Genomic DNA, 12,467 nt, shown 5'->3' on the forward strand with positions numbered 1-12,467 from the left:
CCGCACCGTGAAGCGCCCCGGACCGCTCCCACCCCCGGCGCGTCGCCCCCAGACGGACGACCCCGTCGAGGAGGCCGGCGACGCCGAGCCCGGGCGCGAACGCGGGCGGATCGCGTCGGTCCTGCCGTTCGCGCGCCGACGCTCCGAGACCGGTGCGGACGGCGCCGCGGACGAGCCGCACGAGGATCCCGTCGCGGCGGACGGAGTGGCGGGTCCCCTGGGCGTGTGGCGCGCCGCGCGGCGGCGCCGACGGGCCGAGCGGGCCGAGGTGCGCCGCTTCACGGTTCGGTCACGCCGCCGCAGGATCGCCTGGCTGAGCGGCCTGGGTGCGCTCGTCCTGCTCGTCGTCGGCACGGTCGGCGCCGCCTACAGCCCCCTGTTCGCTGTCGAGCGCATCACGGTGCGCGGTGCCTCGGCGCTCGACGCGAACGCGGTCGTCGAGGCCCTCGACGGGCAGCTCGGGCGGCCGTTCCCCCTCGTCGATCATGGCGAGATCCGCTCGGCGCTCATCGGGTTCCCCGCGATCGAGACGTACGCGATCGAGTCGCGCCCGCCTCACGATCTCGTCGTGCGCATCGTGGAGCGCACCCCCGTCGCGGTCATCGCCACCGACGCGGGGTTCACCACGGTCGACGCCGCCGGCGTCGCCCTGAGCACGACGGAGCAGCAGCCGGAGGGCCTGCCGATCGCCGAGGTCGAGGGCGGCCCCTCATCGGAGGCGTTCGCGGCCGCGGGGCAGGTGCTGCGATCGCTGCCCGCCGACATCGCCGAGCGCGTGACCGCAGTGCGGGCGTCGTCGCCCGATGACGTCTCATTCGACCTGCCGGACGGCGGCGGCGTGTCGGTCGTGTGGGGGAGCGCCGACGACACGGCGCAGAAGGTCGACACGCTGACGGCCGGGTTCGAGGCCGCCCCGCCTGACACCGTCTCGACGTACGACGTGTCGTCGGGCGGCGTCCTCGTCGTCGGCTGACCGCCGAGAAATCCAGACACACCGCGGCGCGTTGCCGCGGTGTGCGGCCCGCGCCCCGTACCGTCGAGGTCGAGCAGAATATATGCCGGTGAATACTTTAACCCTCTTGTTGACGTTGAAGGTTTGAGGTTCCCGGCGGCAGCCCAGGTTCCGTCGATGGAGGCAGCATGAGCCAGAACCAGAACTACCTCGCCGTCATCAAAGTTGTCGGCGTCGGTGGTGGCGGCGTCAACGCCGTCAACCGCATGATCGAACTCGGGCTGCGCGGCGTCGAGTTCATCGCGATCAACACAGACGCGCAGGCGCTCCTCATGAGCGACGCGGACATCAAGCTCGATGTGGGCCGCGACCTCACGCGCGGCCTCGGCGCCGGCGCCGACCCCGAGGTGGGTCGCCGCGCGGCCGAGGACCACCAGGAGGAGATCGAACAGGCCCTCGCCGGTGCGGACATGGTCTTCGTCACGGCGGGCGAGGGCGGCGGCACCGGCACGGGCGGCGCCCCGGTCGTCGCGCGCATCGCGAAGTCGATCGGCGCGCTCACGATCGGCGTCGTCACGAAGCCGTTCTCGTTCGAGGGCCGGCGCCGACAGCAGCAGGCGGAGCAGGGTGTGTCCATCCTGAAGGAGGAGGTCGACACGCTCATCGTCGTCCCGAACGACCGCCTGCTCGAGATCAGCGACCGAGGCATCTCGATGGTCGAGGCGTTCGCGACCGCCGATCAGGTGCTGCTGGCCGGCGTGCAGGGCATCACCGACCTCATCACCACGCCGGGCCTCATCAACCTCGACTTCGCCGACGTCAAGAGCGTGATGCAGGGCGCGGGATCCGCGCTCATGGGCATCGGATCCGCACGCGGCGCCGATCGGGCGATCAAGGCCGCCGAGCTCGCGGTCGAGTCGCCGCTGCTCGAGGCCTCGATCGAGGGCGCGCACGGCGTGCTGCTGTCGATCCAGGGTGGGTCGAACCTCGGCATCTTCGAGATCAACGACGCCGCGCGTCTCGTGCAGGAGGCGGCGCATCCGGAGGCGAACATCATCTTCGGAACCGTCATCGACGACACGCTCGGCGACGAGGTGCGCGTGACGGTCGTCGCGGCGGGCTTCGACGGCGGCGAGCCGCAGTCGCGCGTCGAGGTGCCGGCGTTCGGCGGCCGCGCGGAGGAGAACCCGCGCCCGTCGCTCCCCGGCGATGCGCGCACGCCTGTCGCTGTCGCGGTCGCGGAGCGGACCGAGAGCGACAGCGCGGCCGCGGAGCGCGAGCCCTCGCGCGCCGCCGAGCCCTCCGTGCCGTCGATCCCCGCGACGCCCGCGCTCAGCGAGTCGAGCGGATTCGACGACGACGACATCGATATCCCCGAATTCCTGAAGTGACGACGCTCGCCTCCCGCCTGGCCGCGGTCGACGGATCCATCGCCCGCGCGGCGCGGTCCGCCGGCCGCGACGCGGGGGCGATCACTCGCATCGTCGTGACGAAGTTCCACCCGGTCGCGCTGGTGCGCGCCCTGCACGGGCTGGGGGTGCGCGACATCGCCGAGAACCGACAGCAGGAGCTGACGGCGAAGCGAGGCGAGCTCACCGACCTCGACGACATGAGCTGGCACTTCGTCGGCCAGGTCCAGACGAAGAAGGCGCGCGCGGTGCGACGCGAGGCGACGGTCGTCCACTCCGTCGATCGGGAGAAGCTCGTGCGGGCGCTCGACGAGCCGGGCGCGGATCCGCTCGACGTGCTCGTGCAGATCAACCTCACAGACGATCCCGCTCGCGGGGGTGTCGCCCCCGCGGAGGCGGCACGGCTCGCGGAGGCGATCGCCGACGCCGAATCCCTGCGCCTGCGCGGCGTCATGGCGGTCGCCCCCCTCGACGAGCATCCCGCCGCGGCGTTCGAGCGGCTCGCGCACTGCGCCGAGCGCGTGCGCGGCGTGGACCCGGCCGCGACGTGGATCTCGGCGGGCATGTCACAGGACTTCGCGGAGGCCATCGCGCACGGCGCGACACACCTGCGGATCGGCACGGCAATCACCGGTCCGAGGCCCTCGCAGGATTAGCCTGCAGAGAAGACGAGCACCCAACCGGAGGACGCCATGGCGAACCCGCTCAAGAAGACGATGGTCTACCTCGGCCTCGCCGACGAAGAGGAATACGTCGAGGACGAGATCGTGCAGGCCCCCGCCCGCACCCCTCGCCGTGAGGAGAACCATGATGACGAAAAGCCGGCTCCCGTGACGCCCCTGCGTCGCCCGACGGTCGTGCGCCAGCCCGCGGCCGATGCGGTCAACGAGATCGTGACCGTCCATCCGAAGCAGTATCGCGACGCGCAGACGATCGCGGAGCAGTTCCGCGACGGCCTGCCCGTGATCATCAACGTCTCGCAGATGTCCGACGCCGACGCGCGTCGCCTCATCGACTTCGCGAGCGGCCTGTCCATGGGGCTCTACGGCCGCATCGAGCGGGTCACCAGCAAGGTGTTCCTGCTGAGCCCCGAGAACATCGCCGTCTCGGGTGACGGAGGCGTCGCCTCCGCCGAGGCCGGCGCGTTCGACAGCTGACCTCGCGGGATTCGCTCGTCGGGCCCGGTGCGCCGTTCGGCGTCACCGGGCCCTCTCGCGTAGGGTGATCTCTTGTGGCTGTCATCGGATTCGTCGCGTCGATCCTGCACTTGGTGCTCTCGCTGTACGTGCTGGTTCTCTTCGCGCGTCTCATCCTCGAGTACATTCCGATGTTCAATCGGGAATGGCGGCCGAAGGGCGGGATGCTCATCGTCTGCGAGATCATCTACACGGTCACAGATCCGCCGATCCGGTTCTTCCGGAAGCACATCCCGCCGCTGCGCATCGGTCCGGTCGCGATCGACCTCGGGTTCGCGATCACGATGCTGCTCTGCTTCATCGCCATGTCGATCCTCCGAGTCATCGTCGTGGCGAACTGAACTATCATGATGTCCACCATCGAAAGAGGGGCCACAACATGTCACTGACGCCGGAAGACGTCGTCACCAAGCAGTTCCAGCACGTCCGCTTCAAGGAGGGCTTCGACCCCGATGAGGTCGACGACTTCCTGGACGAGATCGTCGTCGAGTGGCGCAAGACGATCGAGGAGAACGAGCAGCTGAAGGCGCGCGTCGCCGAGCTCGAGTCGGGCGGCGCCGCAGCCCCCGCTCCTGCGGAGTCGGCCCCCGCCGAGGCAGCTGTCGAGGCCCCGGCAGAGGAGCCGGCCGCCGCGGAGGAGCCGGTCGCCGAGGTGGCAGCCACCGGTGCCGGCGTGACGTCGACCGCGTCGAGCGCGGCGGGCATCATCGCCCGCGCCGAGCGCCTGCACGACGAGCACGTCGCCGAGGGCGAGGCCAAGGCCAAGCAGCTCGTCGGCGACGCCGAGACGAAGGCCGCGGGCATCGTGTCCGCCGCCGAGGCGAAGCAGCGTGAGATCTCGCAGAAGCTCGACACCGAGCGCAAGAGCCTCGAGGGCCGCATCACCGAGCTGCGTCAGTTCGAGCGCGACTACCGTCAGCAGCTGCGCGGCTACTTCGAGCAGAAGCTCGCGGATCTCGACGCCCCGGAGTCGGGATCGGGCAGCACGCCCGTCTCGACCATCGGGCTCTGAGCTCGCGTCACGCGTGAAGGGATCCTCCCCTCTCTCAGCGCCGGCGGCCGGTGTCACGATCGCGATTCTCGCGGTTGTGGTGCTGGCCGCCGACCAGTTGAGCAAGCAGTTCGCCCTGGCCGGCCTCGACGAGGGCGTGGCCGTCCCCGTCATCGGAGAGGGCCTGCAGTGGCTGCTGGTCTTCAACCCGGGCGCCGCCTTCTCGATGGGCGAGGGCGTCACGTGGATCTTCACGATCGCCCTCGCGCTCGTCGCGTGCGCGATCGTGTATCTCGCCGTCGCGCGTGTGCGCTCGCGGCTCTGGGCGGTCGTGCTCGGCCTGCTGCTCGGTGGGGTGCTCGGCAATCTGACCGATCGCCTCGTGCGCGAGCCGGGTTTCGCCGTCGGGCACGTCGTGGACTTCATCCTCACACCCTGGATGTGGTTCTGGACGACGCCCGCCATCTACAACGTCGCCGACATCTTCATCGTGTGCGGCATGATCTCGGTCGCGCTCCTCGTGCTCGTCGGTCTGAACTTCGACGGCTCCCGCGGTGAGCGCGCGGCCTCGGGCGACGACGAGGCGGAATCCGCCGATGGCTGAGTCGCGCCGCCTTCTCGTGCCGGATGGCCTCGAGGGTGCGCGCGTCGACGCGGCGCTCGCGAAGATGCTCGGCTTCTCGCGCACCTTCGCCGCCGATGTCGCCGCCGCGGGCGGGGTCGAGCTCGACGGCCACCGCGTCGGCAAGTCCGACCGCGTGACGGGCGGATCCTTCATCGACGTCGAGTGGACGCCGAAGGAGGATCCGTCGGTCGTCCCCGTCGAGGTCCCCGATCTCGGCATCGTCTTCCAGGACGACCACCTCGTCGTCGTCGACAAGCCCACGGGCGTCGCGGCCCACCCGTCGCTCGGGTGGGAGGGGCCGACGGTGCTCGGCGCGCTCCTCGCGGCGGGGGTCCGTGTCGCGACGACGGGGGCCGCGGAGCGCCAGGGCATCGTGCACAGGCTCGACGTCGGCACGAGCGGCCTCATGGTCGTCGCGAAGTCGGAACACGCGTATACGGTGCTCAAGCGCGCGTTCAAGGAGCGCACGGTCGACAAGATCTACCACACGGTCGTGCAGGGGCATCCTGACCCGCTCGCCGGCACGATCGACGCACCCATCGGCCGCCACCAGAACCACTCGTGGAAGTTCGCCGTCACCCCGGACGGCAAGGACTCGGTGACGCACTACGAGACGCTCGAGGCGTTCCCGCGGGCGTCTCTTCTCGAGGTGCACCTCGAGACGGGCCGCACGCACCAGATCCGCGTGCACATGGCGGCGCATCGCCATCCGTGCGTCGGCGACCCGCTGTACGGATCGGACCCGACGCTCGCCGAACGCCTCGGCCTGACGCGTCAGTGGCTGCACGCGCACGAGCTCGCGTTCGACCACCCGGCGACGGGGGAGCGGGTGTCGTTCCGCTCGGAGTACCCGGCCGACCTCGGCCACGCCCTCGAGCTGCTGCGCGACGGTTTGATGTAGCGGGGCGGGCGCCGAGATTCTGATTTCGCGCCGAGGTTCTGACGCATCGGGCGGTTCCGTCAGTACGTGAGCGCCTTCTCAGCACCTCGGCGCGCTGCCCAGGCCCCTCGCGTGCGGGGGCGTGCTCGCGGCAGGATGGCCGTATGGCGATCGATATCCGGCCGGCGACCGACTTCGCGGGCGTGCGCGCCCTCGTGGGGCCGAAGCGCCCCGACGCGAGCGTGTGCTGGTGTCTCAGCCACCGCCTGCCGTCGAAGGAGAACCGCGCGCTGGTGGGGACGGATCGCGGCGAGTATGTGCGGGGGATGTGCGCGTCGGAGAGGCCGCCGGGGGTCCTCGCCTACGACGGCGACGAGCCGGTCGGGTGGGCGGGAGTCGCTCCGCGATCCGAGACGCAGTTCGCGCGCAGCCGGAAGATCCCGCACATCGACGACCTCGCGGTCTGGTCGGTGTGGTGTCTGCGTGTGCGTCCGGGGCGTCGCAGGACAGGGATCCTGGATCCGCTGCTCGCGGGCGCCGTCGCCTTCGCGCGCGAGCGCGGCGCTCCCGCGATCGAGGGGTACCCCGTCGACAACCGCGGCGAGAAGGTCGACCTGACGATGGCGTTCGTCGGCTTCCGCGCGCTGTTCGAGCGCGCCGGCTTCACCTGGGCCGCCGACACCGACTCCGTCTCGGGCGGCTTCCCGCGCGTCGTGATGCGCCTCGCCCTCACGTGAGGGACGAGACGAGCGGATCCCGAAGAAACCGTGAACCGGATTCCGCCGCGCGTGCAATACCGGGTATGAGCACAGACAGCGAGGACATCGCCGCGTCGGTCGACGAGCCCGATCGCTTCTCGGAGATCTTCGAGCGGCACGCCCGGGCCGTCGGCGGATATGTGCGGAGGCGCCTCGGCGAGAACGCCGTCGACGACGTGCTGAGCGAGACGTTCCTCACGGCGTTCCGGCGTCGCGCGTCGTTCGACCTGGCGAGAGATTCTGCGCGCCCGTGGCTGCTGGGGATCGCCACCCGCGTGATGAAGCGGCATCGGGCGCAGGAGGCCGCCCAGTGGCGCGCGTTCGAGCACGCCTCTGCGGCCGCAGATGTCGTGGACGAGGGTTCCGAGGCCGGGACCGATGCACGCCTCGATGCGTCCCGCGCGGTGCGCGAGCTCTCGCCGCGCATCGCATCGCTGTCGCGGAGGGACCGCGACACGCTGCTGCTCTACGCCTGGGGTGAATTGACCTACGAGCAGATCGCGGGCGCCCTCGGCGTGCCGGTCGGCACCGTGAGGTCCCGGCTCAACCGGGTGCGACGGAAACTCGCCCCACCCGGATCCGACGGTCCGACCCGACTCACATGGATGGCGAAGGAGGAGAGCGATGCCGCTTATGGAACGAGTGCGTGACATCGGCGCCGACGAGGCGACGATCGACGACGCCCGCGTCGCGGTCGCCCGCGAGGTGCTGAGGGACGAGATCCGCGTGGCGAAGGCGCGGAAGGGGAAGCGAAGGCGGCGCCTGGGAATCGGCATCGGAGCGGGGGCGCTGGTCGCGACGGGGCTCTCCGTGGCGGTCGTCGCGGTGAACATCGTCGGCCCGCCCCCGGAGGAGATCTCGCCGGCCGACTACGCCGCGGCGGCCGAGGTGCTCGAGGACGCGTCCACCGCGATCCTGAACACAGCCGACCCCGACCTCGAACCGGGACAGTACCTGCGCATCGAGGAGGTCGTGGAGCAGATCTTCACAGACGGTGGGGAGCAACCCGGCTCGATCGATCGTGCCGCCGTCACGACCAGTGACACGACCGTGTGGTATCTCCCCGAGGACCGCCGGGGCGATGACTGGATCAAAGACGACTCGGCGCTGCCAGAGGTCACCGGCGTGTATGGACCCGACGGAGCGGAGTTCAGAGACGCCTTCATGGCGGAGGATCGAGGTCACTCGTCCACGATCGTCGCGTTCCCCGGCGGGACCTCGGGCATCCCGGGAGAGCCCAGCTCGTTCGAGCCGTTCCGCGATGACTACGACGAGATGCCGCGTGAGCCGACAGCGCTCATCGACTGGATCCTCGACTACGTCGAGCGCACGAGTCCGCACATCGACCTCGATGAGATCCCTGAGGACGAGGTCGACGAGCTGAGCGAGAAGCTTGTGTCGAAGACGCTCACGGACGCGCTCTGGCTGGAGCTTCCGCCGGCCGACGTCCGTGCGTCTATGCTCGCCGCGCTCGCCGAGCTGCGGGTCTACACGCTGGCGGAGCGGGATGAGGGGACGGCGACGCTCACGCTGACGCTGGGCCCGAACGTGCCCGACTCGACCTTCACGATCAGCACCGAGACCGGCGCGATCCTGTCGGTGACGAACGAGCGGCCGCCTGGTGAGGAGATCGCGCCCGAGATCCCGGATCTGCGCATCACGTTCTCGCGCTCCATCGTCGACTCGGCGCCGGATCCGACCGAGTAGGTCACTTGCTGGACCACATCGGCATGCTCTGAGTATCTGAGATCGCACTCAGATGCTGACGGAACTCCCGATTCCGTCAGCATCTCGGGCGATCATCAGAATCTCGGCGCCCGTGCCGACCACGGGGCGGCCCCCGCACATCGTCGCGGTGCGAAGCACTCGAGAACGGCACGCACACGCCGAGCGGAGCGGGTGTCTTCCCGGCGCCGCCGGCATCGGGCCTGGCGGGAGGCCCCGCCGAAGGCGCGGCCGGGGGAATGCGGCGCCGGGAAGACACCCGCGCAGCGGGACGCGACAAGACGCAACGAGACGCGCCGGGACGCAACGGGCCTGCCAGCCCCCGTGTCGGACGTCGAATCTAGACTGGATCCCATGGCATCCGACTCCTTCGTGCATCTCCATGTCCACAGCGAGTACTCGATGCTGGACGGGGCCGCGAAGCTCGCCGACATGACCAAGGCGGCTGCCGAGATGGAGATGCCGGCGATCGCGGTCACCGACCACGGCAACAACTACGCGTCGTTCGAGTTCTACAAGGCGGCGAAGTCGGCGGGCGTCAAGCCGATCGTCGGCCTCGAGGCGTATGTCACGCCTGGCACGCATCGGTCGGACAAGACGCGCGTGGCGTGGGGAACTGCCGAGCAGAAGCGCGACGACGTGTCGGGATCCGGCGCGTACACGCACATGACGATGTGGGCGGAGAACACCACCGGCATGCACAACCTCTTCCGGCTGAGCTCGCTCGCGAGCCTCGAGGGGTACTACTTCAAGCCGCGCATGGACCGCGAACTGCTGCAGACCTATGGCAAGGGGCTGATCGCGACGACGGGCTGCCCGTCGGGCGAGGTCCAGACGCGCCTGCGCCTGGGGCAGTACAAGGAGGCGCGCGAGGCCGCAGCGGAGTTCCAGGACCTCTTCGGCAAGGACAACTACTTCTGCGAGCTGATGGACCACGGGCTCGACATCGAGCGCCGCGTGCAGGGAGACCTGCTGAAGCTCGCGAAGGATCTGCAGATCCCGCTGGTCGCGACGAACGACTCGCACTACACGCATCAGCACGATGCGGGCGCGCACGAGGCGCTCCTCTGCGTGCAGTCGGGGTCGACGCTCGACGATCCGAACCGCTTCAAGTTCGACGGCGACGGCTACTACATCAAGTCGTCGGCGGAGATGCGGCATCTGTTCCGCGATCACCCGGACGCGTGCGACAACACGCTGCTGATCGCTGAGCGCTGCGAGGTCGAGTTCGACACCGAGGCCAACTACATGCCGCGGTTCCCCGTGCCGGACGGCGAGACCGAGGAGAGCTGGTTCGTCAAGGAGGTCGAGAAGGGCCTCCACTACCGGTACCCGAACGGCATCCCCGACGACGTGCGCAAGCGCGCCGAGTACGAGATCGGCATCATCACGCAGATGCGGTTCCCGGGCTACTTCCTCGTGGTCGCCGACTTCATCAACTGGTCGAAGGAGAATGGGATCCGCGTGGGGCCGGGCCGCGGCTCGGGTGCGGGATCGATGGTCGCGTACGCGATGCGCATCACCGACCTCGACCCGATCGAGCACGGCCTCATCTTCGAGCGCTTCCTCAACCCCGAGCGCGTGTCGATGCCCGACTTCGACGTCGACTTCGACGATCGCCGTCGCTCCGAGGTGATCGACTACGTCACCGAGAAGTACGGCGATGAGCGCGTGGCCATGATCGTGACCTACGGCACGATCAAGTCGAAGCAGGCGCTGAAGGATGCCGGACGCGTCCTCGGATTCCCCTTCAGCATGGGTGAGCGCCTCACGAAGGCGATGCCTCCGGCCGTCATGGGCAAGGACATGCCGCTCGACGGGATGTTCGACTCGAATCACCCCCGCTACAAGGAGGCGAGCGAGTTCCGCTCGGTCATCGAGACCGATCCGGAGGCGCGCACCGTCTTCGACCGCGCCGTCGGCCTCGAGGGGCTGAAGCGCCAGTGGGGTGTGCACGCGGCCGGTGTCATCATGTCGAGCGATCCGCTGATCGACATCATCCCGCTCATGAAGCGCGAGCAGGATGGTCAGATCATCACGCAGTTCGACTATCCGACCTGCGAGACCCTCGGCCTCATCAAGATGGACTTCCTGGGGCTGCGCAACCTCACGATCATCTCCGACGCGCTCGACAACGTCCGCACGAACAAGGGCGTCGAGATCGATCTGGAGCACCTCGGCCTGGACGACAGGAAGGCATACGAGCTCCTCGCGAGCGGCGACACACTCGGGGTGTTCCAGCTCGATGGCGGCCCCATGCGCTCGCTGCTCCGGCTCATGAAGCCCGACAACTTCGAGGACATCTCGGCCGTCATCGCCCTGTACCGCCCGGGTCCCATGGGCGCGAACTCGCACACGAACTATGCGCTGCGCAAGAACGGCGAGCAGGCGATCACCCCGATCCACCCGGAGCTCGAGGAGCCGCTGAAGGACATCCTCGACACGACCTACGGCCTGATCATCTATCAGGAGCAGGTGATGGCGATCGCGCAGAAGGTCGCCGGCTATTCGCTCGGGCAGGCCGACATCCTCCGCCGAGCGATGGGCAAGAAGAAGAAGGCCGAGCTCGACAAGCAGTACGTCGGCTTCTCCGACGGCATGAAGGAGCGCGGGTTCGGCGAGGGCGCGGTCAAGGCGCTGTGGGACATCCTCCTGCCGTTCTCGGACTACGCCTTCAACAAAGCGCACTCCGCCGCGTACGGCGTGGTGTCGTACTGGACGGCCTATCTGAAGGCGCACTATCCGGCCGAGTACATGGCCGCGCTGCTGACGAGCGTGGGCGACTCGCGCGACAAGCTCGCGATGTACCTCAACGAGTGCCGACGCATGGGGATCCAGGTGCTCCCGCCGGATGTGTCGGAGTCGATCGAGTTCTTCGCCGCCGTCGGCGACGACATCCGCTTCGGCCTGGGCGCGATCCGCAACGTCGGCCACAACGTCGTCGACGGGATCATCGCCGCGCGCGAGGAGGGGCCGTACACGTCGTTCCACGAGTTCCTCGACCGGGTTCCGGCGCACGTGACGAACAAGCGCACGGTCGAGTCGCTCGTCAAGGCGGGCGCGTTCGACACGATGGGATCCACGCGGCGCGCGCTCGTGGAGATCCACGAGCAGGCGGTCGAGCAGGCCGTCGCCGACAAGCGCAACGCGGCGTCGGGCGCGATCGGCTTCGACTTCGACGATCTGTGGGACGAGCCGCAGTCGGTGAACAAGGTCCCCGAGCGCCCCGAGTGGACGAAGAAGGACAAGCTCGCCTTCGAGCGCGACATGCTCGGCCTGTACGTCTCCGACCACCCGCTGGCGGGCCTCGAGGTGCCGATCGCGAAGCACCGCTCGATCACGATCGCGGGCCTCCTCGCATCGGACGATCTCGACGACGGCGACCAGGTGACCATCGCGGGCCTCGTCACGACGGCGCAGCACCGCGTCGCGAAGTCGAGCGGCAACCCCTACGGCATCGTCACCGTCGAGGACTTCGAGGGATCCGTCGACGTCATGTTCATGGGCAAGACCTACACCGAGTTCCAGCCGATCCTCGTGCAGGATTCGATCCTCGTCGTGCGCGGGCGCGTGTCGCGCCGCGATGACGGGCTCAATCTGCACGCGCAGTCGGCGTTCACTCCCGACATCGGCCAGGCCGATGCGTCCGGGCCGATCACCCTCCTCCTGCCGGAGCAGCGGGCGACGGAGCGGGTCGTGGGCGACCTCGCCGAGGTGCTGCACCGCCACGGAGGCGACACGGAGGTGCGCCTGAAGATGCATCGCGGGCGCGCGGCGAAGGTGTTCGAGGTGCCGATCCCCGTGCGCGTCTCGGCCGAGCTGTTCGGGGAGCTCAAGGCGCTGCTCGGGCCGCAGTGCCTCGGATGAGCCCATCGGGGTGCACGCGTAGGATTGCAGGGCGCGGTCGCCGCCGCGCACGAGGGAGAGGACG

At 69.3% G+C, this 12,467-nt stretch carries 12 protein-coding genes; all 12 read left to right on the top strand.

What is annotated here, in order from left to right:
* The first annotated feature begins 7 nt into the window (after positions 1-7).
* The 12 genes from GB932_RS03290 to dnaE all read left to right on the top strand — a co-directional run bounded on the left by GB932_RS03290 (position 8) and on the right by dnaE (position 12,403).
* Complete coding sequence (locus GB932_RS03290; RefSeq protein WP_156759286.1) at positions 8-973, top strand: cell division protein FtsQ/DivIB; 966 nt, start codon at positions 8-10, stop codon at positions 971-973.
* 167 nt (positions 974-1,140) lie between these two features.
* Entirely contained in the window at positions 1,141-2,343 is a 1,203-nt protein-coding gene (gene ftsZ, locus GB932_RS03295) for a cell division protein FtsZ (RefSeq protein WP_156759287.1), read from the top strand.
* Entirely contained in the window at positions 2,340-3,017 is a 678-nt protein-coding gene (locus tag GB932_RS03300) for a YggS family pyridoxal phosphate-dependent enzyme (protein ID WP_156759288.1), read from the top strand. The genes ftsZ and GB932_RS03300 overlap by 4 nt, the downstream gene beginning before the upstream one ends.
* A 36-nt stretch (positions 3,018-3,053) precedes the next feature.
* A complete protein-coding gene (locus tag GB932_RS03305; RefSeq protein WP_156759289.1) occupies positions 3,054-3,518 on the top strand; it encodes a cell division protein SepF in 465 nt (154 codons plus the stop codon).
* A gap of 74 nt (positions 3,519-3,592) precedes the next feature.
* Complete coding sequence (locus GB932_RS03310; RefSeq protein WP_156759290.1) at positions 3,593-3,898, top strand: YggT family protein; 306 nt, start codon at positions 3,593-3,595, stop codon at positions 3,896-3,898.
* A gap of 38 nt (positions 3,899-3,936) precedes the next feature.
* On the top strand, positions 3,937-4,569 hold the full coding sequence (locus GB932_RS03315) for a DivIVA domain-containing protein (RefSeq protein WP_156759291.1): 633 nt from the start codon (positions 3,937-3,939) through the stop codon (positions 4,567-4,569).
* Positions 4,570-4,582: 13 nt separating this feature from the next.
* Positions 4,583-5,152, top strand: coding sequence for a signal peptidase II (lspA, locus tag GB932_RS03320; RefSeq protein ID WP_156759292.1), 570 nt, complete (start codon positions 4,583-4,585; stop codon positions 5,150-5,152).
* Positions 5,145-6,074, top strand: a complete 930-nt coding sequence (locus GB932_RS03325) for an RluA family pseudouridine synthase (protein WP_156759293.1) — start codon at positions 5,145-5,147, stop codon at positions 6,072-6,074. The genes lspA and GB932_RS03325 overlap by 8 nt, the downstream gene beginning before the upstream one ends.
* Before the next feature lie 143 nt (positions 6,075-6,217).
* Positions 6,218-6,790, top strand: a complete 573-nt coding sequence (locus tag GB932_RS03330; RefSeq protein ID WP_156759294.1) for a GNAT family N-acetyltransferase — start codon at positions 6,218-6,220, stop codon at positions 6,788-6,790.
* Between the two features lie 65 nt (positions 6,791-6,855).
* Positions 6,856-7,461, top strand: a complete 606-nt coding sequence (locus tag GB932_RS03335) for an RNA polymerase sigma factor (protein WP_156759295.1) — start codon at positions 6,856-6,858, stop codon at positions 7,459-7,461.
* Complete coding sequence (locus tag GB932_RS03340; protein ID WP_197517279.1) at positions 7,445-8,518, top strand: hypothetical protein; 1,074 nt, start codon at positions 7,445-7,447, stop codon at positions 8,516-8,518. Before GB932_RS03335 ends, GB932_RS03340 begins: the two co-directional genes overlap by 17 nt.
* 372 nt (positions 8,519-8,890) lie before the next feature.
* On the top strand, positions 8,891-12,403 hold the full coding sequence (gene dnaE, locus GB932_RS03345; RefSeq protein ID WP_156759297.1) for a DNA polymerase III subunit alpha: 3,513 nt from the start codon (positions 8,891-8,893) through the stop codon (positions 12,401-12,403).
* The last annotated feature ends 64 nt before the right edge of the window (positions 12,404-12,467 follow it).

This window comes from Microbacterium karelineae, from assembly GCF_009745985.1.
Classification (GTDB): Bacteria; Actinomycetota; Actinomycetes; order Actinomycetales; family Microbacteriaceae; genus Microbacterium; species Microbacterium karelineae.

Bases quoted from the DNA above. Each gene is read 5' to 3' on its own strand.
- dnaE (WP_156759297.1), top strand. From the start codon at position 8,891: ATGGCATCCGACTCCTTCGTGCATCTCCATGTCCACAGCGAGTACTCG.
- GB932_RS03315 (WP_156759291.1), top strand. From the start codon at position 3,937: ATGTCACTGACGCCGGAAGACGTCGTCACCAAGCAGTTCCAGCACGTC.
- GB932_RS03335 (WP_156759295.1), top strand. From the start codon at position 6,856: ATGAGCACAGACAGCGAGGACATCGCCGCGTCGGTCGACGAGCCCGAT.
- GB932_RS03330 (WP_156759294.1), top strand. From the start codon at position 6,218: ATGGCGATCGATATCCGGCCGGCGACCGACTTCGCGGGCGTGCGCGCC.
- GB932_RS03340 (WP_197517279.1), top strand. From the start codon at position 7,445: ATGGAACGAGTGCGTGACATCGGCGCCGACGAGGCGACGATCGACGAC.
- ftsZ (WP_156759287.1), top strand. From the start codon at position 1,141: ATGAGCCAGAACCAGAACTACCTCGCCGTCATCAAAGTTGTCGGCGTC.
- GB932_RS03325 (WP_156759293.1), top strand. From the start codon at position 5,145: ATGGCTGAGTCGCGCCGCCTTCTCGTGCCGGATGGCCTCGAGGGTGCG.
- GB932_RS03305 (WP_156759289.1), top strand. From the start codon at position 3,054: ATGGCGAACCCGCTCAAGAAGACGATGGTCTACCTCGGCCTCGCCGAC.